The organism is Thioalkalivibrio sp. ALE17 (assembly GCF_000425605.1).
Taxonomy (GTDB): domain Bacteria; phylum Pseudomonadota; class Gammaproteobacteria; order Ectothiorhodospirales; family Ectothiorhodospiraceae; genus Thioalkalivibrio.
The window spans coordinates 45,653-71,445 of record NZ_AUDT01000004.1 but is presented as its reverse complement, the minus strand read 5'-3'; the positions used below and the strand labels follow the sequence as shown (position 1 = coordinate 71,445).

The window sequence follows — 25,793 nt, the reverse complement described above, 5'->3', positions numbered from 1 at the left end:
GGGATCAGCGCGCCAGCCCTTCCATGCGGATACGGGTAATCGGGGTCAGCAGGTGATCCAGCGCCTCGAGCGCGGTAATCGCCTCGTTCATCGCACCCTCGCGCACCTTGTGCGTCAGCATGATGATCGTCGCCTCGCCGCGCTCCGGATCCGGTTCACGCTGCAGGATCGCCTCGATGCTGATGCCGTGCTCGCCGAGGATGCGGGTGATGTCGGCCAGCACGCCCGGACGGTCCTGCGTGCGCAGACGCAGGTAGAAAGACGTCTCGACGTCCGCGAGATCCAGCACCGGCTTGTCCGACAAGGCATCCGGCTGGAAGGCCAGATGCGGCACGCGATTCTCGGGATCGGTGGTCAGGGCACGCACCACGTCGACCAGATCGGCCACCACGGCCGAGGCGGTGGCCTCCGCGCCCGCACCCGCACCGTAGTACAGCGTCGGGCCCACGGCGTCGGCGTTGACCAGCACCGCGTTCATCACGCCGTCCACGTTGGCGATCAACCGGCGTTCCGGGATCAGCGTGGGGTGTACCCGCAGCTCGTAGCCCTTGGGCGTGCGCCGGGCGATACCCAGGTGCTTGATGCGGTAGCCCAGCTCGGCGGCGAAACCGACATCCTCGCGGGTGATGTTGCTGATGCCTTCCACCGCGACCCGGTCGAACTGCAGCGGAATGCCAAAGGCAATGGAGGCCAGGATCGCGAGCTTGTGGGCCGCGTCGATGCCTTCCACGTCAAAGGTCGGGTCGGCCTCGGCATAGCCCAGTGCCTGGGCCTCGGCCAGCACGTCCTCGAAATCGCGACCCTTGTCGCGCATCTCGGTCAGGATGAAGTTGCCGGTGCCGTTGATGATGCCGGCCAGCCATTCGATCTGGTTGCCGGCCAGACCCTCGCGAATCGCCTTGATAATCGGGATGCCACCGGCCACCGCGGCCTCGAAGGCGACCATCACGCCCTTTTGCTGGGCGCGCTCGAAGATCGTGTTGCCGTGCAAAGCGATCAGGGCCTTGTTCGCGGTGACCACGTGCTTGCCGGCGTCGATCGCGGCCAGCACCAGGTTCAGGGCCGGGTCCGTGCCGCCCATCAGTTCGACGACGACCTCGACCTCGGGGTCATTCACGACCGCCGCCGGATCGGTGGTCAGCCGAATCTGCGAACAGTCACATTCCCGCTCGCGGTTGACATCGCGCGCGGCGGCCGCCACGACCTGGATATCGCGACCCGCGCGGCGGGCGATCTCGGTGCCGTTGCGCGCGAGCACGTTCACCGTGCCGCAGCCCACCGTACCCAGTCCAAGAATTCCGATCTTTACCGGCGTCATAGCCTTGCTGTCCTTGACGTCAGGCGCCGTTGGGCGCCCGGTGTTGATTGCATTCAGTACCTGTTGCTTCCGATTCAGCTGCCCGAGGCCGGGCTGTCCTCGGTCGCCTCCGACAGGATGGAGTCGGCGCGAAACATCGCCTTGATGCCCCGCAGGGCCTGGCGAGTGCGTTGTTCATTCTCGATCAGGCTGAAGCGCACGTGGTCGTCGCCGTAGTTGCCGAACCCGATGCCGGGCGAGACGGCCACCTTGGCATCCCGCAGCATCTTCTTGGCAAACTCCAGCGATCCCATCTCGCGGTACGGTTCCGGGATCGGGGCCCAGACGAACATCGTCGCCTTCGGCTTCTCCACCTGCCAGCCGAGCTTGTTCAAGCCTTCGCACAGCACGTCGCGGCGCACGCGGTACAGCTCGCGGATCTCGTCGACGCAGTCCTGCGGGCCCTCCAGTGCGGCAATCGCCGCCACCTGGATGGGTGTAAAGGTGCCGTAGTCCAGATACGACTTGATACGCGCCAGGGCCGCGACCAGCGTCGGATTGCCGCACATGAAGCCCACGCGCCAGCCGGGCATGTTGTAGGTCTTGGACAGGGTGTAGAACTCCACCGCAATGTCCTTGGCCCCCGGCACCTCGAAGATCGACGGCGCCTTGTAGCCGTCGAAACTGATCTCGGCATAGGCCAGGTCGTGTACGATCCAGATGCCGTGTTCCTTGCAGATCGCCACCACCCGCTCGAAGAACTCGCGATCCACGCATTGCGTGGTGGGGTTCGCCGGGAAGTTCAGGATCAGCATCTTCGGCTTCGGCCAGGAGTCCTGGATCGCGCGTTCCAGCTCGGCAAAGAAGTCGACATCCGGTGTCAGCGGCACATGGCGCACGTCGGCACCGGCGATCACGCAGCCATACGGATGAATGGGATACGCCGGGTTCGGCACCAGGACGGCATCCCCCGGCCCCAGGGTCGCCAGCGCCAGGTGCGCGAGGCCTTCCTTGGAACCGATGGTCACGATCGCTTCGGTCTCCGGGTCCAGATCCACGTCGAACTGGGTCTTGTACCAGCGTGTGATCGCACGACGCAGGCGCGGGATGCCCTTGGACACGGAGTAGCGATGGGTATCGCCGCGCTGGGCCGCCTCGCACAGCTTGTCCACGATGTGCTGCGGCGTCGGCTGGTCGGGGTTACCCATCCCGAAGTCGATGATGTCCTCGCCACGGGCGCGGGCCTCGGCCTTCAACTGGTTCACGATGTTGAAGACGTAGGGCGGGAGGCGCTCAATACGGGGGAAGACGTCGGTCACGGGTCTGGGTCCTGGTTGGGGCCTTGGCGGTTGTTTTCCGGGACCCTGAAGGCCCCTCCGGATGCCGCACCGGAAAGCGCGCCAAAGTATAACCCGGGCCCGGACCTGTCAACGAATCGGGGCGCCGCCGCCCTCTGGTGAGGGCGCGCATTCTTGAGTCATTCACGGCGCCGGAGTAGCGTACGCAGCATGCTGTTCTCCGAAGTCACCAGCGAAGAGTCCTACATCGTGACCGGCTACGAGACCGGTCGCGTCGGGATCAATCAGGTGGCCCACAGCCGCAGCCTGATTGTCCGCCCGCACCAGCTGCAAACCGACTGGCCGGTGCAGGCGGCGGACGAGCTGCGGGTGGATCACCTGCAAGCCGTACTGGACACCCCGCCCGAGGTGCTGCTGATCGGCACCGGCGAGCTGCAGCGGTTTCCGGACCGTGCGGTCTGGCGACACCTTCGCGCTCAGGGGCTGGGCGTGGAGATCATGGATACCGCGGCGGCCTGCCGCACCTACAACCTGATCATGGCGGAGGGCCGCGACGTCGCCGCAGCTCTGATCATCGAGGGGTAGTCGGACCACCGCCCGGGGAACCCGGGTCAGGAGTTCGGCAGGACCTCGTCGCCCTTCATCCCGCGCGATTCGAGCAGCTTGCGCAGCCGCTTGAGGGCATCCATCTGAATTTGCCGCACGCGTTCGCGGGTCACGCCGATCTCCGACCCCACCTGCTCCAGCGTCGAGCGTTCGAAACCGTGCAGCCCGAACCGACGCACCAGCACCTCGCGCTGCTTGTGATCGAGTTCCGCCAGCCAGGCCTCCACCAGATGGTGGAGGTCCTGATCCTCCAGCAGTGTGGAGGGCTCCGGGGCATTCGCATCGGCCAGGATATCGGTCAGCGAGCGGTCCCCGTCCGGGCCCGACGGCAGGTCCATCGAGGTCGAGGGTTCCGACATCGCGCGCAGCTTCTGGATCTCGGCCACCGGCTTGCCGAGGCGCTGCGCCAGCTCCTCCTCGCTCGGGTCGCGGCCGAGTTCCTGGGTCAGGTTGCGCGCGATCCGCGCATGCATGCGCAGTTCCTTGCTGATATGCACGGGAATGCGGATCGTCCGCCCCTGATTCATCAGGGCCCGCTCGATGGTCTGGCGGATCCACCAGGTCGCATAGGTGGAAAACCGGAACCCCCGCTCCGGGTCGAACTTCTCGACCGCGTGCATCAGACCGAGGTTGCCTTCCTCGATCAGATCCAGCAGTGGCAGCCCCCGGTTGAGGTAACGCCTGGCAATCTTTACCACCAGCCGCAGGTTGCACTCGATCATGCGGCGCCGACCGGCGTCATCGCCCTGACGTGCCAGCCGGGCGTACTTGCGTTCTTCATCGGGGGTCAGCAGCGGGCGGTACTCGATATCGCGCAGGTAGATCTGGATGGCATCCAGCTCGGCCGGCCGGGCATCACGCAGGGTCTTCGGCCGCACGGGGGCCTCGGTTTCCGGCTCAAGGCCAACCGTGACCTCGGGGGCCACCTGCGCCGCGTCGTCCTCGGCATCTTCAGGATCTTCGGGGGCTTGCATGGACTCGACCGGCCGAGCCAGATCTTCGGGCAGCGCCTCCCCGTCTTCGTCCTCGGCCGGGCCTTCGGTCAGGCGTTCGTCATCCAGTTCCGGGTCCACCGGCTGCCGGGTCTTGGCCATGTAGTGTCCTGCTCTTGATCGTTTCAGCGATCCGGGAGATAGCGCGTCGGGTCTACCGGCGTCCCATCCACCCGGATCTCGAAATGCAGCATCGGGCGCTCGGCCCCCGACGAGCCCAGACGCGCGATCGTGTCACCCGCCTGCACCCGGTCACCCTCCGAAACCAGCAGTTCATCGTTGTGCCCGTAGGCGCTGAGGAACCGCGCATCGTGTTTGAGGATGACCAATCGACCATACCCCACGAGACCGCCGCCTGCATAGACCACTTCGCCGGCCCGCGTCGCGCGGACGTTATCTCCACGTTCGCCGCCGATCGCCAGGCCTCGCCGCGTGCCGCTACTGGAGAAGCCGCGCAATACCTGGCCGTCCGCGGGCCATTGCCAGCCCCCCGGATCGGCAGGCGCCGAACTCGGACTGGAACTCGAACTGCTGGAGGTCGAGCTGGACGCCCCACTGCTGGAGCTGCTGCCACTCCCGGAACTGCCGGACGAGGACGATCGCGAACTCGGCGCGGACGATGCCTGAGGCGCGCTGGGCGGGGACGAGCGGGCGGCGCCCCGCAGCCGCAGGCGCTGCCCCGGGTGGATCAAATAGGGGGCATCGATCGCGTTGCGCCGCGCGAGGTCACGCCATTCGAGCCCATAGCGCTGGGCAATTCGATAAAGCGTCTCGTTGCGCTGCACGACGTGCGTATCCGGCATCGAGGCCCCGCTCCCGCTGGGGGCCCGCGCCGCGCAACCGGCCAGCGTGCCCACGATCAGGGCCAGCAGTACGATCGTCAGCACCCCCTGAACCGCGCGCAGGCGCATCGGTCAGTCCATGACCAGGTAAACCGCCATGACCGCGACCAGCAGGATCACTGCGGCCCAGCCCAGGCGTTCCATGTACGGGCGCAGGTGCTGCTCCGCGCGCGGACCGGCCCAGGCCATGAACAGCGCCACCAGAAAGAAGCGCAGCCCGCGCCCGACCAGCGAGGCGATGAAGAACGGCAGCAAGGCCATCGACAAGGCCCCGGCGGTGACGGTGAACAGCTTGTAGGGGATCGGCGAGAAACCGGCAATCAGCACCACCCATACCCCCCAGGTCGCGAACCAGGCCTCGGCCTGGCGCAACTCCTCGCCATACCCCACCTGCTGCAACCAGGGGCCGATCCACTCGAACGCCAGCCAGCCAATCAGGTAACCCAGCAGACCGCCGAGGGCAGAAAACAGTGTCGTCAGCGCGGCCAGACGCCAGGCCGAGCGCGGGCGAGCGGCCGCCATGGGCGCGAGCATCACGTCCGGCGGGACCGGAAAGAACGAGGATTCGGCGAACGAAAGCCCGGCCAGATAGCGCGGCGCATGGGGGTGACGGGACCATCCCATCACCCGGTCGTATAGGGGCTCGAAGAGCTTCATCGGCACCACACCACCATCGGCTCAGTCACACCCACCCGGAAGGGGCGCCACCCGCGTCACTGCTCGGCCCCCGGCAGCATGGGCACGAACATCACGGCATCCAGGATGTCGCGCACGTAGGCCTCCTCCGTCCGGGTGTAGCGCACCAGTTGCTGGCGCCCGTCCGGACCCTCCACCGGCGCGACCAGTCGGCCGCCCAGCGCCAGCTGGGTAAGCAGCGCCTCCGGCACCTCCCGGGGCGCCGCGGTCAGGATGATGCCGTCGAACGGCCCCTTCTCCGGCCACCCTTCCCCACCGTCGCTATGGCGCAGGTTCACGTTGTTGATCCCCAGACGACTGAGAAGCTCGCGCGCGTTGCGGCTCAGCGCCTGGATGCGTTCCACCGAAAACACCCGATCCACGATCTGGGCCAGCACGGCGGCCTGATAGCCCGAGCCCGTCCCGATCTCCAGGACCGTGCGCGGGCGATCACCTTCCAGCAGGGCCTCGGTCATCCGCGCAACGATAAAGGGCTGGGAAATGGTCTGGCGATGACCGATCGGCAAGGCCGTGTTCTCGTAGGCACGGTGCCCCAGAGCCTCTTCCACGAACAGGTGGCGCGGGATGCTGCGCACGGCCTCCAGGACCCGTGGATCGCGAATCCCCTGCCCCTCCAGGATCCGGACCAGGCGATCGCGCGCCCGCTGCGAGGTCAGGCCCGCGCCGGCGGCATCAGGAACCATGCCCAGCCTCCGGCAGGGAATCGTCCAGCCAGCGCCCTACCGTATCGATCGCGTCAAAGCGGGTCAGGTCCACCTGGATCGGCGTGACCGAGACATACCCCTCGCGCACCGCATGGAAATCCGTACCGGGCCCGGCATCCTGTTCCGAACCGGCCGGCCCGACCCAGTAGATCGGACGCCCGCGGGGGTCCTCGTCCGCGATCATCGGCTCGGCCCGGTGGCGATGCCCCAGGCGCGTGGCCTGGACCCCGCGGATCTCGGCGCGCGGCAGGTCGGGGACATTCACGTTCAGGATCGTGGCCGCCGGCAGCGGAACGCGATTGATGCGGTCCAGCAGCTCGACCACCACGCTCGCGGCGGCGTCGTAATGGCGCAGGTCCGGCCCCACCAGCGAGACCGCGATCGCCGGGAGTCCCAGGAAGCGCCCCTCCATCGCGGCGGCGACCGTGCCCGAATAAAGCACGTCATCCCCCATGTTGGCACCGGCATTGATGCCGGAGATCACCACGTCCGGTTCCTGCTGCAAAAGGCCGGTGATCGCCAGGTGGACACAGTCGGTCGGCGTCCCGTCCACCTGCACGTCGCCCCCCTGAAGGTGACGCGTGCGCAGCGGCCGCACCAGGGTCAGACTGTTGCTGGCGCCACTGCGATCGCGGTCGGGCGCCACCACATGGACCTCGGCAATCCGGCGCAGATGCGTCGCCAGGCACTGAATGCCCGGGGCGTGAATTCCATCGTCGTTGCTAACCAGAATGCGCATGCAGGAAAGGGGCCGTTGAGGGGGCTCTTAATATACTGGAAACCGTCCGGGCCGGGCCCGTCGATCGACACGATCGCGCCCGCCCCCCGAAAAGTGCGAGTATCCTGCCATGAACTCCGGGGATGATCCCAACGATTTCGACGAATTCCTGCAGGCGGTTGGCAACGTTCGTCGACTCCACAGCGATCAGGCCGACGTGCGGCCGCCGCGACCCGCCGCCCGGGCCCGCCAGCGCGACGCCGACGAGGCCCAGGCCCACGCCGACTGGCTCAGCGATCCACTCAACGCCGCTGACCTGCAGCCCGGCGATGAACTCCGCTTCACGCGCCCGGGGATCAGCCAGCGGGTATTCCGCAAGCTGCGCGGCGGGCATTACCGCATCCAGGACGAGATCGACCTGCATGGCCTGTTCGCCGACGAGGCGCGCCGCGCCATCGGCCTGTTCCTCGACGATGCCCGCCGGGAAGGAGCCCTGTGCGTTCGCATCGTGCATGGCAAGGGACTGCGCTCGCGCCAGCAAGGCCCGGTCCTCAAGGGCCTCACCGACCACTGGCTGCGCCAGCGCGACGACGTACTGGCCTTTTGTTCCGCACGCCCGGCCGACGGTGGAACCGGGGCGGTCTACGTCCTGCTCAAACGCCCGCGCAACCCGGATTTCGCTCGCTGAGGGAGACGCTGATTTAATCGCACGTCCGCGTTGGCGCCCCCCAGTTGTTCGAGACAAACGTTCCGAGACAAGGCGCGTCGTGCAGCGGCTAGTGGTTCTACCCGCCCGTTTCTGATGGATTCGGGGCGCAACGCAGGATCGGGCCATATTCATTCAGAATCGGGGGGCACCAACCCCACAAGCTATTGAAAAAGCAGGGGCTCGGCCGCCCGTTGTTATCAAAAACGGGCATGCGCACGGCGTTGCGGCTCCCGTGTGCAGAATGACTGCACGGCAGTCACTGCGCCTTGTTCGCACGCAAAAGCGACTCGAGCGCGGACGTGCGATTAAATCAGCGTCTCCCTGAGACCCCATGCGAACGGGCCGTGACCGCCCCAACCAACGGCGCACTCACATACGGCCCTTGCCATATTCGCAATTCGCGATATTCACGCTTAGACTGAGTCGAGGCCTGTGAGGTGTTTTACGGAATTGGCTAGCCCGGCCGGCTATCCTTTCCGTACGCCCTTCCTTGCATTCCAACCATTATCGGTCCATGCTTTGTACAGCTCTTGTATAGGTACAGGACGCAACGGACTCTGCACTGCGAGGTATTTGCCATGAAGAACTGGAAGCTTGCCCCCCTGGCCCTCGGCCTGATCGCATTCACCGCCGGCAGCGGCTACGCCAGTGCCGACACGATGCCCCAGCTGAGCCAGGACGATCTGCAGGAACGCATCGCCGCCAATCGTGACGCCATCCAGAAGTTCGCCAGCACCCTGCAGGGCGAGCTGATGTCCGCCATGCAATCCGGCGGCCCGACCGAGGCCATCCAGGTCTGCAACGAACGCGCCCCCGAGATTGCACGTGATATCTCGGCCGAGACCGGCATCGAGATCGGTCGCACCAGCCTGAAGCTGCGTAACCAGAACAACGCCCCGGACCGCTGGGAACGCCTCACCCTGCAGGGCTTCGAGGCCCAGCACGCGGCTGGTACCCCGGCCGCGGATCTCCCGCCCCGCTTCGGCGTGGTCGAGGCCGAAGGCGGCGAGCCGAAGTTCCGCTTCATGGCCGCCATCCCGACCGGCGGGGCCTGCCTCACCTGCCACGGATCCGAGGTCAGCGGCGAAGTAAAGCACGCGCTGGAACGCCTTTACCCCGAAGATCAGGCAACTGGCTTCCGCGAGGGTGACGTGCGCGGCGCCTTCACCGTGACCCAGGAAATGTGAACCTTGGTGTGGTCCCGGCGAACCGCCCGGGCCCCATACAGAAAGGCCGCCTCCGGGCGGCCTTTTTTGTGTCTGCGCCACGCGAAATCATCCCGGCTGGTGTCCGATTTTTGAACACAGTGGCACCGGAACGTGCTATTTTCGTGCCATACAAGCGCGGGGGTTGCGCCCGGTACCGGGCCCTGGCGCGCTCGACTCGCAGACCAGATCGCTACACGTTTATGACCCGAACGATAGACGCCGAACTCCTCGCCCTCGCCGTGGATGCCTCCAATGACGGCATCGTCATCGCCGAGCGCGAGGGCGATGACAACATCCTGATCTATGTGAATCGGGCCTTCGAAGAACTCACCGGCTACCGCTCCGAAGAGATCCTCTACCGCGATTGCCGGTTCCTCCAGGGCACCGACACCGATCAGGAGGTACGCCAGGAGATCCGCTCGGCCATCGAGGAAAACCGCCCCTGCCGCGTGACCCTGCGCAATTACCGCAAGGACGGCAGCCTGTTCTGGAACGAACTGTCGCTGACCCCGGTATTCAACGACGAGGACCGGCTCACGTACTACATCGGCATCCAGAAGGACATCACCGACCGCGTGGAGGCCGAACAGCGCGCCGAACGCGCCGAAAGCAAGCTCAAGAACTCCGCCTGAGCCCGCCCCGGTCAGCCCGACCGGTCCGCGTCCCGCGCGTTGCCAATCGCGTCCAGGACCCCCGTCGCATATTCCCCGGCCCCCAGTTCCAGCGACAACCACAGGTCGTCGCCCCCCCAGCGCCATGCAAGGGCCCGGGGCACCATGCGCAGTGATCGGCGGGCGGCCCGGACACCCTCCTGCTCCAGCCCTTCCGCCAATACCGGTTCTTCTGCAGCGATGGCCGCCTCCAGCGCCGCCACCTCGCCCGCCGTCTGCATGGCGCCACGGCCCCACAGGGGCCCGGTCGGGTGGATGTCCAGGCGGGCGGCACGGGCCTCCAGCTCGGCATCCACCTCCGGTACCGCGAACACGCTGCCGGAGCCTTCCAGATTGGCCACGTCCCCCGGCAACAGCCGGTCCCAGTCGCCACGGCGCACGCGGGCCGCGAGTACCGCGTTGAAGATCGCCGAGCGCGCGGCGGAGAGCAGGAGACTGCGCTGATTGCGGCTGCGCGGCGCCCGCCCGCCACCCAGCCAGACGCGCGCCCGCTCCAGATTATCGCGACCAAAACGCTGCGCACCGAAGTAGTTCGGGATGCCACCATCCCGCACCGCCGCCAGGATCGATTCCGCCGCCGCCCGGTCACCCTGCACGGCACCCAGCCGGATCTCGAAGCGGTTGCCGGCCAGGTGGCCGGTGCGCAGCTTGCGCGCGTGGCGCACCATGCGCAGCACCCGCATCCAGCTACCCGTCGCCTCGGCCTCCTGTGCGATATTCCAGGCCTCGGCCCGGCCGGCCCAGTCCGGCTCGGACTCGGGCGGGCACTGCACGCTGAACCACTGGCGGGTAACGGCCTGACGGTCCTTGCGCCCGGCGTAGCTCACCCGGCCGCGTCCCGCACCTGACTCGCGTCCCAGCCACACGGCCACGTCCTCGGAGTTCAGCAGGCGCTTCTCGATCTCCAGCCAGACATGCTCGCCTTGCCCCTCGGGCGTCGTGGCGGGTACCTCCTCGACCCGAAAGTCCTCCGGCTCCGCCTTGATCGTGGCGACCAGCGGCGGCAACCACGGGTAGGGAGTGGCGTCGTTTTCGGTTTCCCGGCTCATCGCGGCGTGGCCGGGCGGGCGACATCGTTGCGGATATACTCCGGCTGCGCATACTCGGGGGCCACGGCCTCGCCGCGCTCCCAGGCGTCCACCCCCAGCAGGGCGATCTCGCGGGCATCCGGCAGCGCGTCGGGATCCACGGCGGCCATGGCCAGCCCCTGCGCGGCCGCCAGTTCAGGGTAGGCGGCAAACGCGGAGCCCAGACCGAAACGCTCGCCCTCGGGCCAGGCAGGCACCAGGCTGGCAGGCGCCCCGACCTGTTCCGCCGCCGTCTCCACGCGGTCCCCCCGGACCGGACAAAGGCTCCAGTAAATCTCGCCCATGCGCGCGTCCAGTGCCGCCAGTACGGCTGCCGGCCGTCGCCCCTCCCGCAGCGCCTGCTGCGCCAGGGCCTGCAGCGTGGAGACCGGCACCACGGGGCGATCCAGCGCGAAAGCCATCCCCTGTGCCACCCCCAGACCGAGGCGGACGCCCGTGAAGGCCCCGGGGCCGCGGCCCACCGCCACGCCATCCAGGCTGGCGCGCGGGATATCCGCCTCGCGCAGCAGCTGTTCCACCTGCCCCAGGATCAATTCCCCGTGGCGCCGCGCCGCGCGCTCGGCAACGCCAAGGATCTCGCCATCGACATACAGCGCGGCCGAACACTGTTCAGTTGCGGTTTCGAGCGCAATCAGGCGCATGTATTCGTCTCCCGGGCCTGCTCCAGGAAGCGCAGCGCGGCCGCCGGTTCCCGGGTGCGATGGAACGGCGGCAGGCTGGCGAGAAAGCGCCGGCCGTAGGATTTTCCGGTCAAACGCGGATCGCACAGGCCCAGGATGCCGGCATCATCGGCATCCCGGATCAACCGCCCCGCGCCCTGCTTCAGGGCCAGCACGGCCTGCGGCAGGGTGAACTCCATGAACGGCGACCGACCTTCGGCCTCCAGCGCGGACGCGCGCGCCTGCAGGACGGGATCGTTGGGCGCGGCGAACGGCAGGCGATCGATGATCACGATCGACAGCGCCTCGCCGCGGATGTCCACCCCTTCCCAGAAGCTGTGGGCCCCCAGCAGCCAGGCCGTCCCCGATTCGCGAAACCGCGCCAGCAAATCGCCCCGCGGCTGTTCGCCCTGTACCAGCAGCTCGCGGTCGCGTGGCAGTTCGGCGCGCAGGATAGCGGCCGCCTCCTGCAAGGCCCGGTGACTGGTAAACAGGAAGAACCCGCCCCCCGGGTTGTGCCGCAACAGCGGCCACGCCCAGGCAATGCAGGCCCGGGTATATCCCGGATCGTTGGGATTGGGAAGCGGTGGCTGCGGATGCACCAGGCAGGCCTGACGGGGAAAATCGAAGGGACTGTCCAGGCGTTCGCTGGCCACGTCCGCGGGGAGTCCGAGGCGCCGCGCCGCATGGCTGAAGTCCTCTCCCACGGCCAGCGTGGCCGAGGTAAAGATCCATGCCGCCGGGCGCGCGGCCCGGCGCTGCGCGAGCGGACGCGCCGCATCCAGCGGCGTTCGGTGCAGCGTCAGGCTCTGGCTGAAGCGCTCGGCCCAGGCCACGGTATCCGGGGTCTCCTCGCGCCATTCCCGCAGGCGCTCCAGCAACAGGGCGCTGCGCCCGCGCAGCTGCTCCAGCCCCGGCGCCCGTGCCGCGGCGGCCTCCAGCGCGTCCCCGACAAACCCCAGAGTCGCGTCGAGGCGGTCCAGCAACGGATCCAGGGCACCCTCCGGGTTGACCGTATCCCAGCTGGAACGCCCCTCCCAGGTCCGCGACGCCTCGAGGAACTCGGCGACGCACGCCTCCAGTTCCGCGACCCGCTGGCGAATGTCCAGCATCTCCGGGGCATGCTGCTCCTGTTCACGCCGCGTGTCCCGCGCCAGCTCCCGCAGGGCGCGCGTGCCCACGGCAATCCCGAAGAACGATCCGGCAATATCCGGCAACTGGTGCGCCTCGTCGACGATCACCGCGTCCACCTCGGGCAGCAGTTCTCCGAAGCCCTCCTCCTTCAGGGCCATGTCCGCGAGCAGCAGGTGGTGGTTGACCACCACTACGTCCGCCTCCTGGGCACGCTTGCGCGCCTGCACCACAAAGCAGTCGTTGTAGTTCGGGCATTCCCCGCCCAGGCAGTTGTCCACGGTCGAGGTGACCTGCGGCCAGAGTCGCGAGTCCTCCGCGAGGATCCCGGCCAGCCCCAGATCCCCGGTGTCACTGGTGCGCGCAAACCGCTGCAGGGCCTCGATCACCGGCAACTGGTCACGGCGTACTCCGCCACCGGTCGCGCCGCCCGCCTCGGCTGCGGCCAGTTCCAGGCGATAGTGGCAAAGGTAGTTGGCCCGGCCCTTCAGCAGGGCTGCGCGCGGGCGATAGCCCAGCGCCTCGCAGACCACCGGGAGGTCGCGTTCGAAGAGCTGGTCCTGCAGGGTCTTGGTACCGGTGGAGATCAGGGCGCGGCGGCGCGCCTGCAGGATCGGCACCAGATAGGCGAAGGTCTTGCCCACCCCGGTGGCCGCCTCGACCAGCAGGGCGGTGGGTGCGGTGGCCAGGGCCTCCTCCACCGCCACGGCCATGCGCTGCTGCGGCTCGCGCGGGCGAAAGCCGGCAACGGCCTCCGCCAGGTCGCCCCCCGGGCTCAGGGCGTGAACGGCCGCCGATCCCGCCGCCGCGTCAGACAACGTCGGCTTCCAGACGGCGGATCGCCTCTCGGGCCTCCTCGGCACCGGCGGCATCGCCCAGGGCCTCGCGCGCCGCGAGGATCACGCGCCAGTTTTTCAGCCCGAGCTCGCGGTCGGTCCCACCCGCCAGCCGCAGGGAACGCTCCGCCAGGCGCTCGGCCTGTTCGTGGCGACCCTGTTCCAGGCGCAGCACGGCCATCTGATGCCACAGGCCCGCATCCCGTGGCGCAATGCGCAAGGCCCGTTCCAGGCGTTGTTCCGCGCGCGCGGTATCTCCGGCCTGGCGCGCCGACTCGGCCTGCTGGGCCAGCTGCAGGGCCGCGCCAGGGGTTGGCTCGCGTTCCGGCTCGGGTGCATCACGCTCCTCTTGCGCCGGATCCTCATCAACGGCCCTCTCGGTCGCGTCGGGCGCGGGCGCGCCGGCATCGCGGGGCGCCGGGGTCGCGCAGGCCGCCAGCACAAGCGCCAGCGCAACGACCCCCGCACCCTGCACGGCCCGCCAGCCGCCGTCGGCCATCCAGGCCTCTCGGGACCGGTCCTCTGCAATACGGAACATCTTCAACGAAATAACCTCTCGAACCAGCCCTGCGAGCCGGAATCACTGCCCAGGTCGCACTCGGCGCGCCCTTCGGGCCCCGAATTCTGCCAGAACGGCAGCGTCTTCACCGCCTCGCAGGCATGGTCCTCGTTTTCCACCCGCAGGCCGGAGGCCAGGTCCACCTCCTGATAGCCCACGCCGGGGTGGCCTTCCAGCCGCAGAGAGTGCACGCCTACCCCCGCCATGATCTCCGCCCAGACCGGCGCGGCGGAGACGCCACCGGTGAGTCCGGTCGGGCGATTGTCGTCCATCCCCAGCCAGACCACCGCCACATGCCGATCATCGAAGCCGGCGAACCAGCTGTCCCGAAAGTTGTTCGTGGTACCGGTTTTGCCAGCCACCACCTGACCGTTCAGCCGCGCCGCGATCCGCCGCCCGGTCCCCTCGCGAGTCACGTCGTGCAGGGCATGGGTCAGGACGCGCACGGAACCATCCGACACCGCCCCCTGGAGCGACAGGCCGTAGTGGGACAGGACCTCGTCGTTCTGATCCAGGACATCCCGGATCACCCGGGTACCCGTCGCGTAGCCGCCGTTCGCCAGCGCCTGGTAGAGCCCGGCCACCTCCAGCGGTGACAGCTCGATCGCGCCCAGCGCCAGCGAAGGCAACGGGGCCGGCGTCCGCTGCAGCCCCAGCGTCTGCAGCAGGTTGACCACCTGGGAAATACCGATCTCCTCCGCCAGGCGGACGGTCGCCACGTTGTAGGATTGCACCAGGGCCTCCCAGGCCGTGACCGTCCCCCGGTTCTCGCGATCGAAATTGCGCGGTGTCCAGGGCTCCCCGTGCGGCAGCTGCAGGGTCAGCGGGCTGTCATCCAGGAGGGTCGCCAGGGTGTAACGATCCGGGTTGGTCAGGGCCGCGAGATAGACGAACGGCTTGATCACCGACCCCACCTGGCGCTGGGCCTCCACGGCCCGGTTGTACCCGGGAAAGCGCGGGTTGCGATCCCCCACCACCCCCAGCACTTCGCCCGCCTGGGGATCGGTCACGACCGCCGCGGCCTGCAGGTTGTCGAGGTCGGAACCGCCCCCGCGGCTCCGGACCAGCTCGTCCACACCCCGCACCAGGCGATCCTCCAGCCGCATCTGCACCACCGGATCCATGGTCGTGAAGATCCGCAGGCCCTCGCTGCGCAGATCCTCGTCCGCGTAGTCGGCCCGCAGCTCACGCCGCACCAGGTCGAGAAAGGCCGGGAAACGGCTGCGCCCCTCCGGCATTACCGGGGAGACATCAAGTGCGGTTGCCAGGGCCCGATCCACGCGCTCGCGACTCGCCAGACCGGTCTCCGCCATCGCCTCCAGGACCCGGTCGCGGCGCTGCGTGGCCCGCTCCGGGAAGCGGCGCGGATCGTAATAACTCGCTCCCCGCGCCAGACCGACCAGCAGCGCCAGCTGATCCAGGCGCAGTTCGTTCAATGGACGCTGATAGTAGAACTGGGCCGCCTGGCCAAAGCCATGGATCGCCCGCTCGCCGGTCTGCCCGAGGAACACCTCGTTCAGATACGCCTCGAGGATCTCCCGCTTGTCGTAGCGGTGTTCCAGCAACAGGGCCATCACCGCTTCATTCAGCTTGCGGCTCAGCGTCTGCTCGCGCGTCAGGTAGAAGTTCTTGACCAGCTGCTGGGTCAGCGTGCTGCCCCCCTGGACCGTGCGCCCGGCACGCAGGTTGGCGACCGCCGCGCGCCCGATGCCCACCGGATCAATCCCGCGATGCGACATGAACCGCCGGTCCTCGATCGCCAGCAGCGCCCCGATCAGCTCGCGCGGTACCTCGTCGATATCGACCAGGATGCGATCCTCACCATGGGTCGGATAGATGCTGCCAATCAGCAACGGCTCCACCCGCATCAGGTCCACATTGCGGCCCCCGGACTGCTCCGCCACCGACTGCACCCGGCCGTTCGCCAGGCGCACGCGTACCGAATGGGCCGGCTCCGGTCCGTCCCCAAACGTGAACGGCCGGGTGGTCAGCCGCACGGTACCGCCGCTGACGTGAAACTCGCCCGGGCCCGAACCCTCCGGCGTCTCGCGGTAATTCAGCGCGCGCAGCTCCATCTCCAGCGCATCCGCCGTCAGCGGGCGGCCGGCATACAGCTCCAGCGGCCGCGCATACACCCGGGCGGGCAATGCCCAGCGCTGGCCCTCGAACCGTTCGCGGATCTCGCGGTCCAGATGATGGACATAGAGCCCCCCGATCCCCACGGCGGCCAGCAGCAGGCCGGCCAGGGTCCAGCCCCCCGCGCCCAGCAGGCGCCGGACCCGCCCCCTGCGGGGCGCGTTTCGATGACGGGGACGCTGGCGGCTCTTTCGTGGCATGGACTGGCTGGGGGGCGACGTGACCGGAACGGCTGCAATGGTAACCTGACCGGCAAGCAAAAACGGGTGCATGCCCGGCGATTCCGGGAAAAACATCCGGCGCCGACGCTCGCCCGCCTGAACCTCCAAGCGGAGCCCCCATGACCGAACTGGAACAGCACCAGAAACGCCTGCGCCAACTGGTCCAGGGCAACGGCTTCCCGACGCCCCTGCCGGACACCAGAGCGGTTCGGACCATCGAGACCCATATCTCCACCGTGATCCTCGCCGGCGACGAGGCCTACAAGTTCAAGAAACCGCTGGATCTCGGCTTTCTCGACTTCACCACGCTGGACGCCCGCCGCCATTACTGCGAGACCGAGCTGGAGATTAACCGCCGCCTGGCGCCCCAGCTCTATCGGGAGGTCGTGACCCTCAATGGTGACGACGCGCATCCGGTCATCAATGGCGACGGACCCGTGCTCGACTACGCCGTGCGCATGCGTCGCTTCGACCGCGAGCGTCAGCTCGACCGACTGCTGGACCGGGACCGGCTCCCCACGGCGGCCATGGATGCGCTCGGTCACTACATCGCGGCCTTCCATGAGCGCACCGAGCGGACCGATGCTCAATCCGAGTACGGGACCGCCGAGGCCGCGACCCAACCCATGCTGGACAACTTCCCGGCCCTGTCCGAATCGGTCACCGGCGCCTCGGATCGGGCGCGCCTCGAGCGCCTGAAACAATGGACTCGAACGGAAATCAATCGGCTGTGGCCCTTTCTTCAGGAACGTCATGATGCCGGGTTCGTGCGCCACGGCCATGGTGACCTGCACCTCGGGAACCTGGTCTACGTCACGGACGAGGATGGCGACGAGGTCCCGGTCGCCTTCGACGCCATCGAATTCGATCCCGCCCTGCGCTGGATCGACGTGATGTCCGAGATCGCCTTCACCACCATGGATCTCCTGGCCCGCCGCTCCCGCGCCCATGCCTGGCGGCTGCTGAATGCCTATCTCGAGGGGCGCGAAGACTTCGATGGTCTTGCCCTGCTGCCGCTGTACCAGGTCTACCGTGCCCTGATCCGGGCCAAGGTCCAGGGCATACACGGAGCCGAGCCCCAGCTGCCGTCCGATGAACAAGCGGCCCACCGGGCGGAGATGAGTCGCTACCTCGCCCTCGCGGACCGGTTGACCGAGGCTGGCTCGCCGCGCCTCGTCCTGATGCACGGCGTCTCCGGCAGTGGCAAGACCGTCGTCAGTACCCAGGTGCTGGAGGCCCTGGGGGCGATCCGGCTGCGCTCCGACATCGAGCGCAAGCGGATGGAGGAGCCGGTGGACTACAGCGCCGCCGGGCGCGCCCGGATCTACGAACACCTGTTGCAGCGCGCGGAACGCCTGCTGTCGCTCGGACTGACCGTCGTCGTGGATGCCACCTTCCTCACCCGCGAGCAACGTGCTCCGTTCCAGGCCCTGGCCCGGCGCCATGCGGCCGGGTTCGCCGTGGTCGCCTGCCAGGCGCGCGAAGACGTTCTGCGCGAGCGCCTGGAGCGCCGCGCTCGCGCGGGCACCGACGCCTCGGATGCCGGTATCGAGGTCATGCAACAGCAGCAGCCCCAACAGGAATGGCCGACCGATGCCGAAGGCTGCATCGAGGTCGCCCCGGATGCACCGCTCGACCCCGATGCCCTCGCGCACCGCCTGCTCCAGCCCGTCGCAACCTGAGCAACGCGCTACAATGAGGCCCACGAGCACCACAGTCCGCCCGGAAACCGGAGACACCCCCATGCATCGTTGCCGTACTGGCCCGTTCGACCGCCTCCGCCACGCCCTTGCACCGCTCGCCGCCTGCGGGCTGCTGGCGCTGGGCTCTGCGGCCCAGGCCGATGCCCTGCTCCACTATGTGGACGACGAGGGGCTGGAGAGCCAGATCCTGGTGCGCGGTGACATCGTTCGCATGGAGCTGAACGAGGCGATGAGCGGCACCTCCGGCTATATGCTGTTCGACGCCACCAACGACCAGCTGACCGTCGTGGACGACACCGAACAGACCTACACCCCGCTGACCCGCGAGGTTATGGACCAGCAAATGCGCGCGATGACCGATATGGTCAGCGATCTGCGTCGCCAGATGGAGCAGCTTCCGCCGGAGGTGCGCCAGCAACTGGAATCGCAACTGGGCATCGGCGCGGAAGGCTTCGATGCCGAAATCAGCACCCGGACCACCGGCGAGCAGCGCGAGATCGGCGATTTCGTCTGTGACGAGCACGAGGTCCTGATCGATGGTCAGGTGCAGAGTACGGTCTGCGTGTCGGACCCGGCCCGTCTGGGATTGGAGGAACACGACTTCGCCACCCTGGGCGCCCTGATGGATCGCCTGTATGAGCTGTCCCTCAGCGCCCTCGAGGCCGGTGGCCCGATGGCCTCGCAGATGGGCGCGTCCCTGCTGCCGCGCGTGGATGGCATCCCCCTGGAGGTCAGCGAACACGACGGCGTGACCACTCGCCTCGCGGGCATCTCCACCGACGACCTGAGTCCCGAGCTCTTCACTGTCCCCGACCGCTATGCCGAACGCGATCTTTTCTGACACCGTCCCGCGCTTCCTGCCCCTCGCTCTGGTGGGCAGCGGCCTGCTGTTCCTCGCGGCCTGCAGCGCCGGCCCCGAGCCGCGCGGCACGGAGACCGCCACCACCATCGCCACCCCCCAGCCGCTCCCGCAGGGGCCGATGAGTCCCGCGCCCGAGGCCGGTCTGGAGCGTTCGGAGGTCGTCCTCACGGCCCTGGGGCACCTGGACACGCCCTATCGCTACGGGGGAACCGACGCCTCCGGACTCGACTGTTCCGCCCTGGTGCAGCGCGCCTACCGCGAGGCCGGTCGCAGCGTGCCGCGCACCACTCGCGACCAGGCACGGGCCGCCACGCGGCGAGACGGCGCCCCGACGCCGGGTGACGTCGTGTTCTTCGCGATCAACGGGAGTCAAATCGATCACGTCGGGGTCTACGTGGGAGACGGACGTTTCGTACACGCACCCAGCTCCCGGGGCCAGGTGCGTATTGAGCAACTGGACAACCCCTACTGGGCCCCTCGAACCCGGTTTGCCGGTCATTTCTTCGACTGAACCCGGCATCCCGGAAAACGCGGTGCCGGCCGTCCCGAGGGGCGTTGGCGGCGACACCCGCCCTCGCTCATCCAGCCTTCGAACCCGCTACCTGAGGAAGGAACCATGAAAACGACCAACCCCGTTACACGCGCATTGCGGACCTCGGCCCTCGCCATCACCCTCGGGCTTGGCGTCGGCTTCGCCACCAGCACCGCGCACGCATTCGGCCCCGAGACCGTGATCGAGACCCAGGAACGCGTGGTGTACAGCATCGAGGGCGAGTTCGACTTCTACTACGAGATGATCGAGGACGCCATCGCCGCCGAGGGACTGGTGATCAACAATCGCGGCTACATTGCCGACATGCTGGACCGCACCGCCGACCAGGAAAGTGGCGAAGGCCTGTACCTGAACGGCATGTCCGTCGATTTTTGCAGCGCCACCTACTCGCGCGCGACCATGGATGCGGACCCTCACAACATCACCTTCTGCCCCTACGTGATCGCAATCTACGAACTCTCCGACGAGCCCGGTACCATCTACGTGGGCTACCAGCGCGTCCCGGAGATCGGCGACGAGCCCTCCGCGGAGGCCCTGCGCGACGTCAACAAACTGGTCGACCGCATCGTGCAGAACGCCCTGTCCTTCTGAACCAGGCGGCCCGTCCGACACGAAAAAAGCCCGGGCCTTGCGGCTCCGGGCTTTTTCTTTCCGGGCCGCAACGTGCAACCCGGTGTGACGCCCCCCTCAGGGCGTCTGATCTTCCTCGGCCCCTTCCTTCTTCACCGGCAGCAGGACCTGACGGTCAACGCCCAGCATCAAGGCCGCCGTCGCCGCGATGAAGATGGACGAGTAGGTCCCCACAATCACCCCGATGATCAGGGCGATCGAGAAATTCTGCAGTGCCGCCCCGCCGAGGAACGCGAGCGAGAACAGCACCAGCAGGGTTGTCATACTGGTGACGATGGTACGCGCCAGGGTCTTGTTGACCGCGTTATTCATCACCTGCTCGGTACCCTGCTTGCGCAGCACCCGGAAGTTCTCGCGTATTCGGTCATACACGACGATGGTGTCATTCAGCGAGTAGCCAATCACCGCCAGTACCGCCGCCAGCACGCCCAGGTCGAACTCCAGCTGCAGCAACGAAAAGATCCCCAGAGTGATCAGGACATCGTGTACCAGGGCCAGAACCGAACCGATGGAAAACCGCCACTCGAAGCGAACCGCCACGTAGATCAGGATGCCCGCCAGGGCATAGATCATCGCCAGGCCGCCCTGCTCGCGCAGCTCCTCCCCGACCGCCGGGCCGACAAACTCCACCCGACGCAGGTCCGGGTCCTGCGGTCCACCATCCTGCAGCGTGTTCAGCACGCGGTTGGAGAGCATCGCCGGATCGTCGTCATCCTCGCTTGGCGGCAGACGGATCAGCACATCGCGCGAGGTCCCGAAGGTCTGCACCTGGGCCCCGGCAAAGCCCCCGGCCGCGAGGGTCTCACGGATCGGATCCAGCTCGACCGCCTCGGGATAGCCGACCTCCACCAGGGTACCCCCGGTAAAGTCGATCCCGAAGTTCAAGCCGCGGGTTGCGAGCATGGCGATGGAAGCGAGGATCAGGATGAGCGAGATGGCGATCGTGATCTTGCGCTTGCCCAGGAAATCGATGTTCGATTCGGCGAAATTCAGATGCGGAAGCATGCGGGTCTCCCGGCGCTCAGATGGCCAGGCGCGTCAGCCGGCGCTGGCGCCCGTAGGTCAGATTGACGATGGCGCGGGTCACGATGATCGCGGTAAACATCGAAGCGATGATCCCGATCGACAGCGTTATCGCGAAGCCCTTGATCGGACCGGTACCGAACAGGAACAGCACCAGGGCCGCAATCAGCGTCGTCACGTTGGCGTCCGCGATGGTCGTGAAGGCCCGGTCATAGCCGGACGAGATCGCCGCCTGTGGTGACAATCCGTTGCGGATCTCCTCGCGTATGCGCTCGAAGATCAGCACGTTGGCGTCCACCGCCATACCGACCGTCAGCACGATCCCGGCGATCCCCGGCAGGGTCAATGTCGCCTGCAGCATCGAGAGCACCGACACGATGAAGATCAGGTTCAGGGCCAGTGCCACGTTCGCGATCAGGCCGAACACGCGGTAGTAGAGGATCATGAAGATCATCACGGCGATAAAGCCGATCACCACCGACTGCATGCCGCGGTCGATGTTCTCCTGCCCCAGGCTTGGCCCGACCGTGCGTTCTTCCACGATGGACATCGGCGCGGCCAGCGCCCCGGCACGCAGCAGCAGCGCGAGGTTGCGCGCCTCGCGGGTGCTGTCGAGTCCCGAGATCTGGAAGCGCCGACCCAGCGGCTCATTGATGCGCGCAACGTTGATCACCTCTTCGCTGCGCGAGGTCCGCAGGACCTGCTCACCGTCTTCCTCCACCGTCTCGGTGGTCGTCTCGATGAACACCGAGGCCATCAGGCGCCCCACGTTGTCCGAGGTCACCCGCGAGAAGATCCGCGCCCCCTGGCCATCCAGGTTAATGAACACGGCCGGCCCGCCGGTGTCTTGCGCAATACCGGAAGAGGCGTCGGTGATGTAGTCACCGGTCAGCATGACCTGGCGCTGCAGCAGCACCGGCGTCCCGTCACGCTCGCGATACAGACGCGTGCCCGACGGCGCACGGCCGGACTCCGCCGCCTCCATCGGGTCCCCGGATTCCGATACCAGGCGGAACTCCAGCGTCGCCGTCGCACCCAGCACCTCCTTGGCCCTGGCGGTGTCCTGCACCCCCGGAAGCTGCACGACGATGCGGTTCTCGCCCTGCTGGGCAATGATCGGCTCGGCCACGCCCAGTTCATCGACGCGCGAACGCAGGGTCGAGATATTCTGCTGCAGGGCCTGCCGCCGCAGTTCGGTCAGGTGGTCGTCGTCCAGCGTCGCCACCATCCGGATGGAGTCGCCGGAGCCGCGGACGTCCCACTCCAGTTCGCCGCGGTACTCGCGGGTCAGCCAGCTTTCGGCCGCTTCATAGTTCGCCTCGTTGCCGAACATCACGGTGAGGTCGCTGGAGCTGCGTTCGATCGTGTCAAAGGACAGCCGTTCGTCGCGCATGCGCCCGCGCAACTCGTTCGCGTAGCGCTCCATCGCCGTGCCGATCACCGCCTCCAGATCCACCTCCATCAGGAAGTGCACACCGCCGCGCAGGTCGAGGCCCAGAGCCATCGGCTGGCCATTGATCGCCCGCAGCCAGTTCGGCGTGGCCGGGGCCAGGTTCAGGGCCACCGTATGGTTGTCGTCCAGGGCGTTGCGCAGGATCTCGGCGGCGGCCGACTGCTCGTCGGTGGTCTCGAAGCGCAGCAATATCTGACCGTCGTCCTGCTCCTCGACCTGCTTTGGCGTCACGCCCTGGGCACCCAGGATGGTGCCCATGAGATCCCGGATGTTCTCGTCGATCTCGCCGGTCATCGGATTCCCGATCTGGACCGACGGGTCCTCCGGAAACAGGTTGGGCGCGGCGTACAGCCCCGCACCCAGAACGACCACGACGATCAGGGCGTACAGCCACGCCGGATAGGAATTGCGCATATTCGGAGACCCTGAAGGGCGGGGTTTAAAGGTCTTTGAGCGTGCCCTTGGGCATCACGGAGGCGACCGACTGCTTCTGCACGGCCACGTTCACGCCATCGGCGATATCAACCTTGATGAAGTCGTCGCTGACCTCGGTGATCTTGCCGGCCACACCGCCGTTGGTGACGATCTCGTCGCCCTTGGAGAGCGCCTCGACCATGTTGCGATGTTCCTTGGCGCGCTTGCTCTGCGGGCGGATGATCAGGAAGTACATGATCGCGAAGAAAATGACGATCATGATCAGGAACTCGATCATGCCGCCGCCGGCGGCTCCGCCTTCCTGGGCATGCGCTGCAGAAATCAGAAAGTCCATCGAAACACTCCGTCTGTCGGTTCGGGTCAAGCACCGCCCTGCCCCGAAAACCGCGGCCGGACGGCGTAAAAAATAACGCGCGGATTATGGCACAGGCGGGACGTCCATGCCGCGCCGAACGTAGAAATCGGCGACGAACGCATCGAGCGCCCCCGCCGCGATCGCCTCGCGCATTCCGCGCATAAGGTCCTGGTAGTAATGCAGATTGTGGGTGGTCGCCAGGCGCGAGCCGAGGATCTCGTTGCACTTGTCGAGATGCTTGAGATAGGCCCGCGAATAGTGACGACAGGTGTAGCAGCCGCATTCCGGGTCAATCGGCCCGGTATCCTCGCGAAAACGGGCATTGCGAATGCGCAGCACGCCCTCGCGGGTGTACAGAAAACCGTTGCGCGCGTTGCGGGTGGGCATCACGCAGTCAAACATGTCCACGCCGCGACGCACCGCTTCGACGATATCCTCCGGTCGTCCCACCCCCATCAGGTAGCGTGGGCGATCCGGCGGCAACAGCGGCAGGGTCACGTCCAGGGTCTGCAGCCGCTCGTCCTCCGGCTCCCCCACCGACAATCCCCCGAGCGCGTAGCCGTCAAAACCGATCGCCTGCAGGCCTTCCGCCGATTCCCGGCGCAGCTCCGGATACATCCCGCCCTGCACAATCCCGAACAAGGCCGCCGGGTTATCGCCATGCGCCGCGCGCGAACGTGCCGCCCAGCGCAGGGACAATTCCATGGACTGGCGCGCCTCGTCCTCCGTGGCGGGGTACGGCGTGCACTCGTCGAAGATCATCACGATGTCCGAGCCCAGCTCGCGCTGCACCTGCATCGACGACTCCGGCGTCATCAGCACCTTCGAGCCATCCACCGGCGACTGGAAACGCACGCCCTCCTCCGAGATCTTGCGCATCTCGGCCAGCGAAAAGACCTGGAATCCCCCGGAATCGGTCAGGATCGGCCCCTCCCAGTGCATGAAGTCGTGCAGGTCGCCATGCGCGCGGATGACCTCCGTGCCCGGGCGCAGCATCAGGTGGAAAGTATTGCCAAGGATGATCTCCGCCCCAAGCTCGCGCAGCTCTTCCGGAGTCATCGCCTTGACCGTGCCGTAGGTCCCCACCGGCATGAATGCCGGCGTCTCGACCGTCCCGCGCGGAAAATGCAGGCGGCCGCGCCGCGCCGGGCCATCGGCGGCCAGGTTTTCAAACTCCATCGGTGCCTCCGGTATCGGCGCTCAGGCTGGGCGGGAGGTCATCGGCCCGCCCCGGCGCCAGCCACATCGCATCGCCGTAACTGAAGAACCGGTACCGCTGCGCGACCGCATGGGCGTAGGCATCCAGGATCCGGTGATAGCCGGCGAACGCCGCCACCAGCATCAGCAGCGTGCTCTGTGGCAGATGAAAATTGGTGACCATCCGGTCCACCACGCGGAACGTGTAGCCCGGCTGGATGAACAGCCGCGTCTCGCCCTGGAACGGCTCAAGCGCGCCCCCGGCCGCTGCGGTCTCCAGCGAGCGCACGCATGTCGTGCCCACTGCCACCACACGCCCGCCGCGGGCCTTGCACGCCGCCACGGCGGCGCAGGCCTCGGGCGAGACCTCCAGCCATTCCGCATGCATCTCGTGCGCGGCGGTGTCCTCCACCTTGACTGGCTGGAAGGTCCCGGCCCCCACATGCAGGGTCACCGTCGCCGTCTCCACCCCGGCCTCGCGCAGCCGCGCGAGCAGCGCGTCGTCGAAATGCAGCCCCGCGGTGGGGGCGGCGACCGCACCCTCGCGGCGGGCGAACACCGTCTGGTAGCGATCCGCGTCATGGGCCTCGTCAGCCCGCTCGATATACGGCGGCAGTGGCACATGGCCGTGCGTGCGCAACAGAGCCAGCACGTCCCCGGCCTCCACCAGAACCAGCCGGAAGAACGGCCCCTCGCGCCCGGTCACCTCGACCGTGAAAGCATCCGCGAGCCGCAGGCGGGTCCCCACCTTTGGCGCTCGGCTGGCCCGGACCATGGCCAGTACCTGCCCGGTCGATTCGATGCGTTCGACCAGCACCTCGACCCGGCCCCCGCTCTCCTTCTGCCCGAATACTCGCGCCGGGATCACTCGGGTGTCGTTCAGCACGAGCAGATCGCCCGGGCGCAGCAGATTTTCGATCTCCGCAAAGCCGGCATCCCGCGGGCGCTCGTCCTCCAGCACCAGCAGGCGCGACCCCACACGGTCCGGCAACGGATACTGGGCAATCAGCTCCGACGGGAGCTCGTAATCAAAGTCGGCAACACGCATGGCGCGCGATGCTACCACGCGCCACGCCAGCGCGGCGCGGCATGCCCCGGCCCGCGAAGCCCGTTTCTGCCACGGGGAACCTGCGCTACACTACGCTCGCGCTGAACAAAGTCGACCTGGCTTTTTCAGCGCGCGCAGCGCTGCAAACGCGTTTTGCAGCCTG

25 protein-coding genes are annotated in these 25,793 nt (G+C 67.5%); 8 read left to right on the top strand and 17 right to left on the bottom strand.

Annotated features, from left to right (window positions below; genetic code table 11):
- Nucleotides 1-4: 4 nt before the first annotated feature.
- The gene (locus H609_RS0105090; RefSeq protein WP_018877755.1) at nucleotides 5-1,318 is read right to left on the bottom strand and encodes a homoserine dehydrogenase; all 1,314 of its coding nucleotides are present in this window, start codon (nucleotides 1,316-1,318) and stop codon (nucleotides 5-7) included.
- Between the two features lie 74 nt (nucleotides 1,319-1,392).
- A complete protein-coding gene (gene alaC, locus H609_RS0105085; RefSeq protein ID WP_028484456.1) occupies nucleotides 1,393-2,616 on the bottom strand; it encodes an alanine transaminase in 1,224 nt (407 codons plus the stop codon).
- 189 nt (nucleotides 2,617-2,805) lie between these two features.
- On the opposite strand from alaC, the gene H609_RS0105080 reads away from it, so the two are divergent.
- The gene (locus H609_RS0105080; protein ID WP_018875375.1) at nucleotides 2,806-3,180 is read left to right on the top strand and encodes an Mth938-like domain-containing protein; all 375 of its coding nucleotides are present in this window, start codon (nucleotides 2,806-2,808) and stop codon (nucleotides 3,178-3,180) included.
- A gap of 26 nt (nucleotides 3,181-3,206) precedes the next feature.
- Here the strand turns inward: H609_RS0105080 and rpoS are convergent, their stop codons facing one another.
- From rpoS to surE, 5 genes are read right to left on the bottom strand one after another with little or no spacing between them, the layout of a single operon-like run.
- On the bottom strand, nucleotides 3,207-4,295 hold the full coding sequence (rpoS, locus tag H609_RS0105075; protein WP_028484455.1) for an RNA polymerase sigma factor RpoS: 1,089 nt from the start codon (nucleotides 4,293-4,295) through the stop codon (nucleotides 3,207-3,209).
- A gap of 23 nt (nucleotides 4,296-4,318) precedes the next feature.
- A complete protein-coding gene (locus H609_RS0105070) occupies nucleotides 4,319-5,104 on the bottom strand; it encodes a peptidoglycan DD-metalloendopeptidase family protein (protein WP_028484454.1) in 786 nt (261 codons plus the stop codon).
- A 3-nt stretch (nucleotides 5,105-5,107) separates the two neighbouring features.
- On the bottom strand, nucleotides 5,108-5,692 hold the full coding sequence (locus tag H609_RS0105065; RefSeq protein WP_018867402.1) for a YqaA family protein: 585 nt from the start codon (nucleotides 5,690-5,692) through the stop codon (nucleotides 5,108-5,110).
- Between the two features lie 56 nt (nucleotides 5,693-5,748).
- A complete protein-coding gene (locus H609_RS0105060) occupies nucleotides 5,749-6,414 on the bottom strand; it encodes a protein-L-isoaspartate(D-aspartate) O-methyltransferase (RefSeq protein ID WP_018867401.1) in 666 nt (221 codons plus the stop codon).
- Complete coding sequence (surE, locus tag H609_RS0105055; protein ID WP_018875374.1) at nucleotides 6,404-7,174, bottom strand: 5'/3'-nucleotidase SurE; 771 nt, start codon at nucleotides 7,172-7,174, stop codon at nucleotides 6,404-6,406. Before surE ends, H609_RS0105060 begins: the two co-directional genes overlap by 11 nt.
- Before the next feature lie 109 nt (nucleotides 7,175-7,283).
- On the opposite strand from surE, the gene H609_RS0105050 reads away from it, so the two are divergent.
- From H609_RS0105050 to H609_RS0105040, 3 genes are all read left to right on the top strand, one after another.
- Nucleotides 7,284-7,841: a Smr/MutS family protein gene (locus tag H609_RS0105050; RefSeq protein ID WP_028484453.1), complete on the top strand. Its 558-nt coding sequence runs from the start codon at nucleotides 7,284-7,286 to the stop codon at nucleotides 7,839-7,841.
- 599 nt (nucleotides 7,842-8,440) lie between these two features.
- Nucleotides 8,441-9,049, top strand: a complete 609-nt coding sequence (locus tag H609_RS0105045) for a DUF3365 domain-containing protein (protein WP_028484452.1) — start codon at nucleotides 8,441-8,443, stop codon at nucleotides 9,047-9,049.
- A gap of 221 nt (nucleotides 9,050-9,270) precedes the next feature.
- A complete protein-coding gene (locus H609_RS0105040) occupies nucleotides 9,271-9,702 on the top strand; it encodes a PAS sensor domain-containing protein (RefSeq protein WP_026280209.1) in 432 nt (143 codons plus the stop codon).
- An 11-nt stretch (nucleotides 9,703-9,713) separates the two neighbouring features.
- Here the strand turns inward: H609_RS0105040 and truD are convergent, their stop codons facing one another.
- The 5 genes from truD to mrcB are packed head-to-tail and all read right to left on the bottom strand — an operon-like array spanning nucleotide 9,714 to nucleotide 16,350.
- On the bottom strand, nucleotides 9,714-10,790 hold the full coding sequence (truD, locus tag H609_RS0105035; RefSeq protein WP_018875371.1) for a tRNA pseudouridine(13) synthase TruD: 1,077 nt from the start codon (nucleotides 10,788-10,790) through the stop codon (nucleotides 9,714-9,716).
- Complete coding sequence (gene tsaB / locus H609_RS0105030) at nucleotides 10,787-11,470, bottom strand: tRNA (adenosine(37)-N6)-threonylcarbamoyltransferase complex dimerization subunit type 1 TsaB (protein WP_018880702.1); 684 nt, start codon at nucleotides 11,468-11,470, stop codon at nucleotides 10,787-10,789. Before tsaB ends, truD begins: the two co-directional genes overlap by 4 nt.
- Nucleotides 11,461-13,437 carry an ATP-dependent DNA helicase gene (locus H609_RS0105025; RefSeq protein ID WP_028484451.1) on the bottom strand — a complete coding sequence of 659 codons (1,977 nt, stop codon included), beginning with the start codon at nucleotides 13,435-13,437 and terminating at the stop codon, nucleotides 11,461-11,463. Before H609_RS0105025 ends, tsaB begins: the two co-directional genes overlap by 10 nt.
- Complete coding sequence (locus tag H609_RS0105020; RefSeq protein ID WP_018875368.1) at nucleotides 13,430-13,954, bottom strand: tetratricopeptide repeat protein; 525 nt, start codon at nucleotides 13,952-13,954, stop codon at nucleotides 13,430-13,432. Before H609_RS0105020 ends, H609_RS0105025 begins: the two co-directional genes overlap by 8 nt.
- A gap of 41 nt (nucleotides 13,955-13,995) precedes the next feature.
- Nucleotides 13,996-16,350 carry a penicillin-binding protein 1B gene (mrcB, locus tag H609_RS0105015; protein WP_081659425.1) on the bottom strand — a complete coding sequence of 785 codons (2,355 nt, stop codon included), beginning with the start codon at nucleotides 16,348-16,350 and terminating at the stop codon, nucleotides 13,996-13,998.
- A gap of 140 nt (nucleotides 16,351-16,490) precedes the next feature.
- Here mrcB and H609_RS0105010 point away from each other — a divergent pair, with 140 nt between their 5' ends.
- The 4 genes from H609_RS0105010 to H609_RS0104995 all read left to right on the top strand — a co-directional run bounded on the left by H609_RS0105010 (nucleotide 16,491) and on the right by H609_RS0104995 (nucleotide 20,080).
- Nucleotides 16,491-18,053: a bifunctional aminoglycoside phosphotransferase/ATP-binding protein gene (locus H609_RS0105010; protein ID WP_028484449.1), complete on the top strand. Its 1,563-nt coding sequence runs from the start codon at nucleotides 16,491-16,493 to the stop codon at nucleotides 18,051-18,053.
- A 61-nt stretch (nucleotides 18,054-18,114) separates the two neighbouring features.
- Complete coding sequence (locus H609_RS0105005; RefSeq protein WP_028484448.1) at nucleotides 18,115-18,915, top strand: hypothetical protein; 801 nt, start codon at nucleotides 18,115-18,117, stop codon at nucleotides 18,913-18,915.
- On the top strand, nucleotides 18,893-19,447 hold the full coding sequence (locus H609_RS13340; RefSeq protein WP_038036111.1) for a C40 family peptidase: 555 nt from the start codon (nucleotides 18,893-18,895) through the stop codon (nucleotides 19,445-19,447). The genes H609_RS0105005 and H609_RS13340 overlap by 23 nt, the downstream gene beginning before the upstream one ends.
- 105 nt (nucleotides 19,448-19,552) lie before the next feature.
- Complete coding sequence (locus tag H609_RS0104995) at nucleotides 19,553-20,080, top strand: DUF302 domain-containing protein (protein ID WP_028484446.1); 528 nt, start codon at nucleotides 19,553-19,555, stop codon at nucleotides 20,078-20,080.
- A 96-nt stretch (nucleotides 20,081-20,176) separates the two neighbouring features.
- Here the strand turns inward: H609_RS0104995 and secF are convergent, their stop codons facing one another.
- The 5 genes from secF to queA form a co-directional block, all read right to left on the bottom strand.
- Nucleotides 20,177-21,124, bottom strand: a complete 948-nt coding sequence (gene secF, locus H609_RS0104990; RefSeq protein WP_018867387.1) for a protein translocase subunit SecF — start codon at nucleotides 21,122-21,124, stop codon at nucleotides 20,177-20,179.
- Nucleotides 21,125-21,140: 16 nt separating this feature from the next.
- Complete coding sequence (gene secD / locus H609_RS0104985; RefSeq protein ID WP_018875361.1) at nucleotides 21,141-23,009, bottom strand: protein translocase subunit SecD; 1,869 nt, start codon at nucleotides 23,007-23,009, stop codon at nucleotides 21,141-21,143.
- Nucleotides 23,010-23,034: 25 nt separating this feature from the next.
- On the bottom strand, nucleotides 23,035-23,364 hold the full coding sequence (gene yajC, locus H609_RS0104980) for a preprotein translocase subunit YajC (RefSeq protein ID WP_018867385.1): 330 nt from the start codon (nucleotides 23,362-23,364) through the stop codon (nucleotides 23,035-23,037).
- 84 nt (nucleotides 23,365-23,448) lie between these two features.
- Nucleotides 23,449-24,564, bottom strand: a complete 1,116-nt coding sequence (gene tgt, locus H609_RS0104975) for a tRNA guanosine(34) transglycosylase Tgt (protein WP_028484445.1) — start codon at nucleotides 24,562-24,564, stop codon at nucleotides 23,449-23,451.
- A complete protein-coding gene (queA, locus tag H609_RS0104970; RefSeq protein WP_028484444.1) occupies nucleotides 24,554-25,630 on the bottom strand; it encodes a tRNA preQ1(34) S-adenosylmethionine ribosyltransferase-isomerase QueA in 1,077 nt (358 codons plus the stop codon). Before queA ends, tgt begins: the two co-directional genes overlap by 11 nt.
- Between the last annotated feature and the right edge of the window lie 163 nt (nucleotides 25,631-25,793).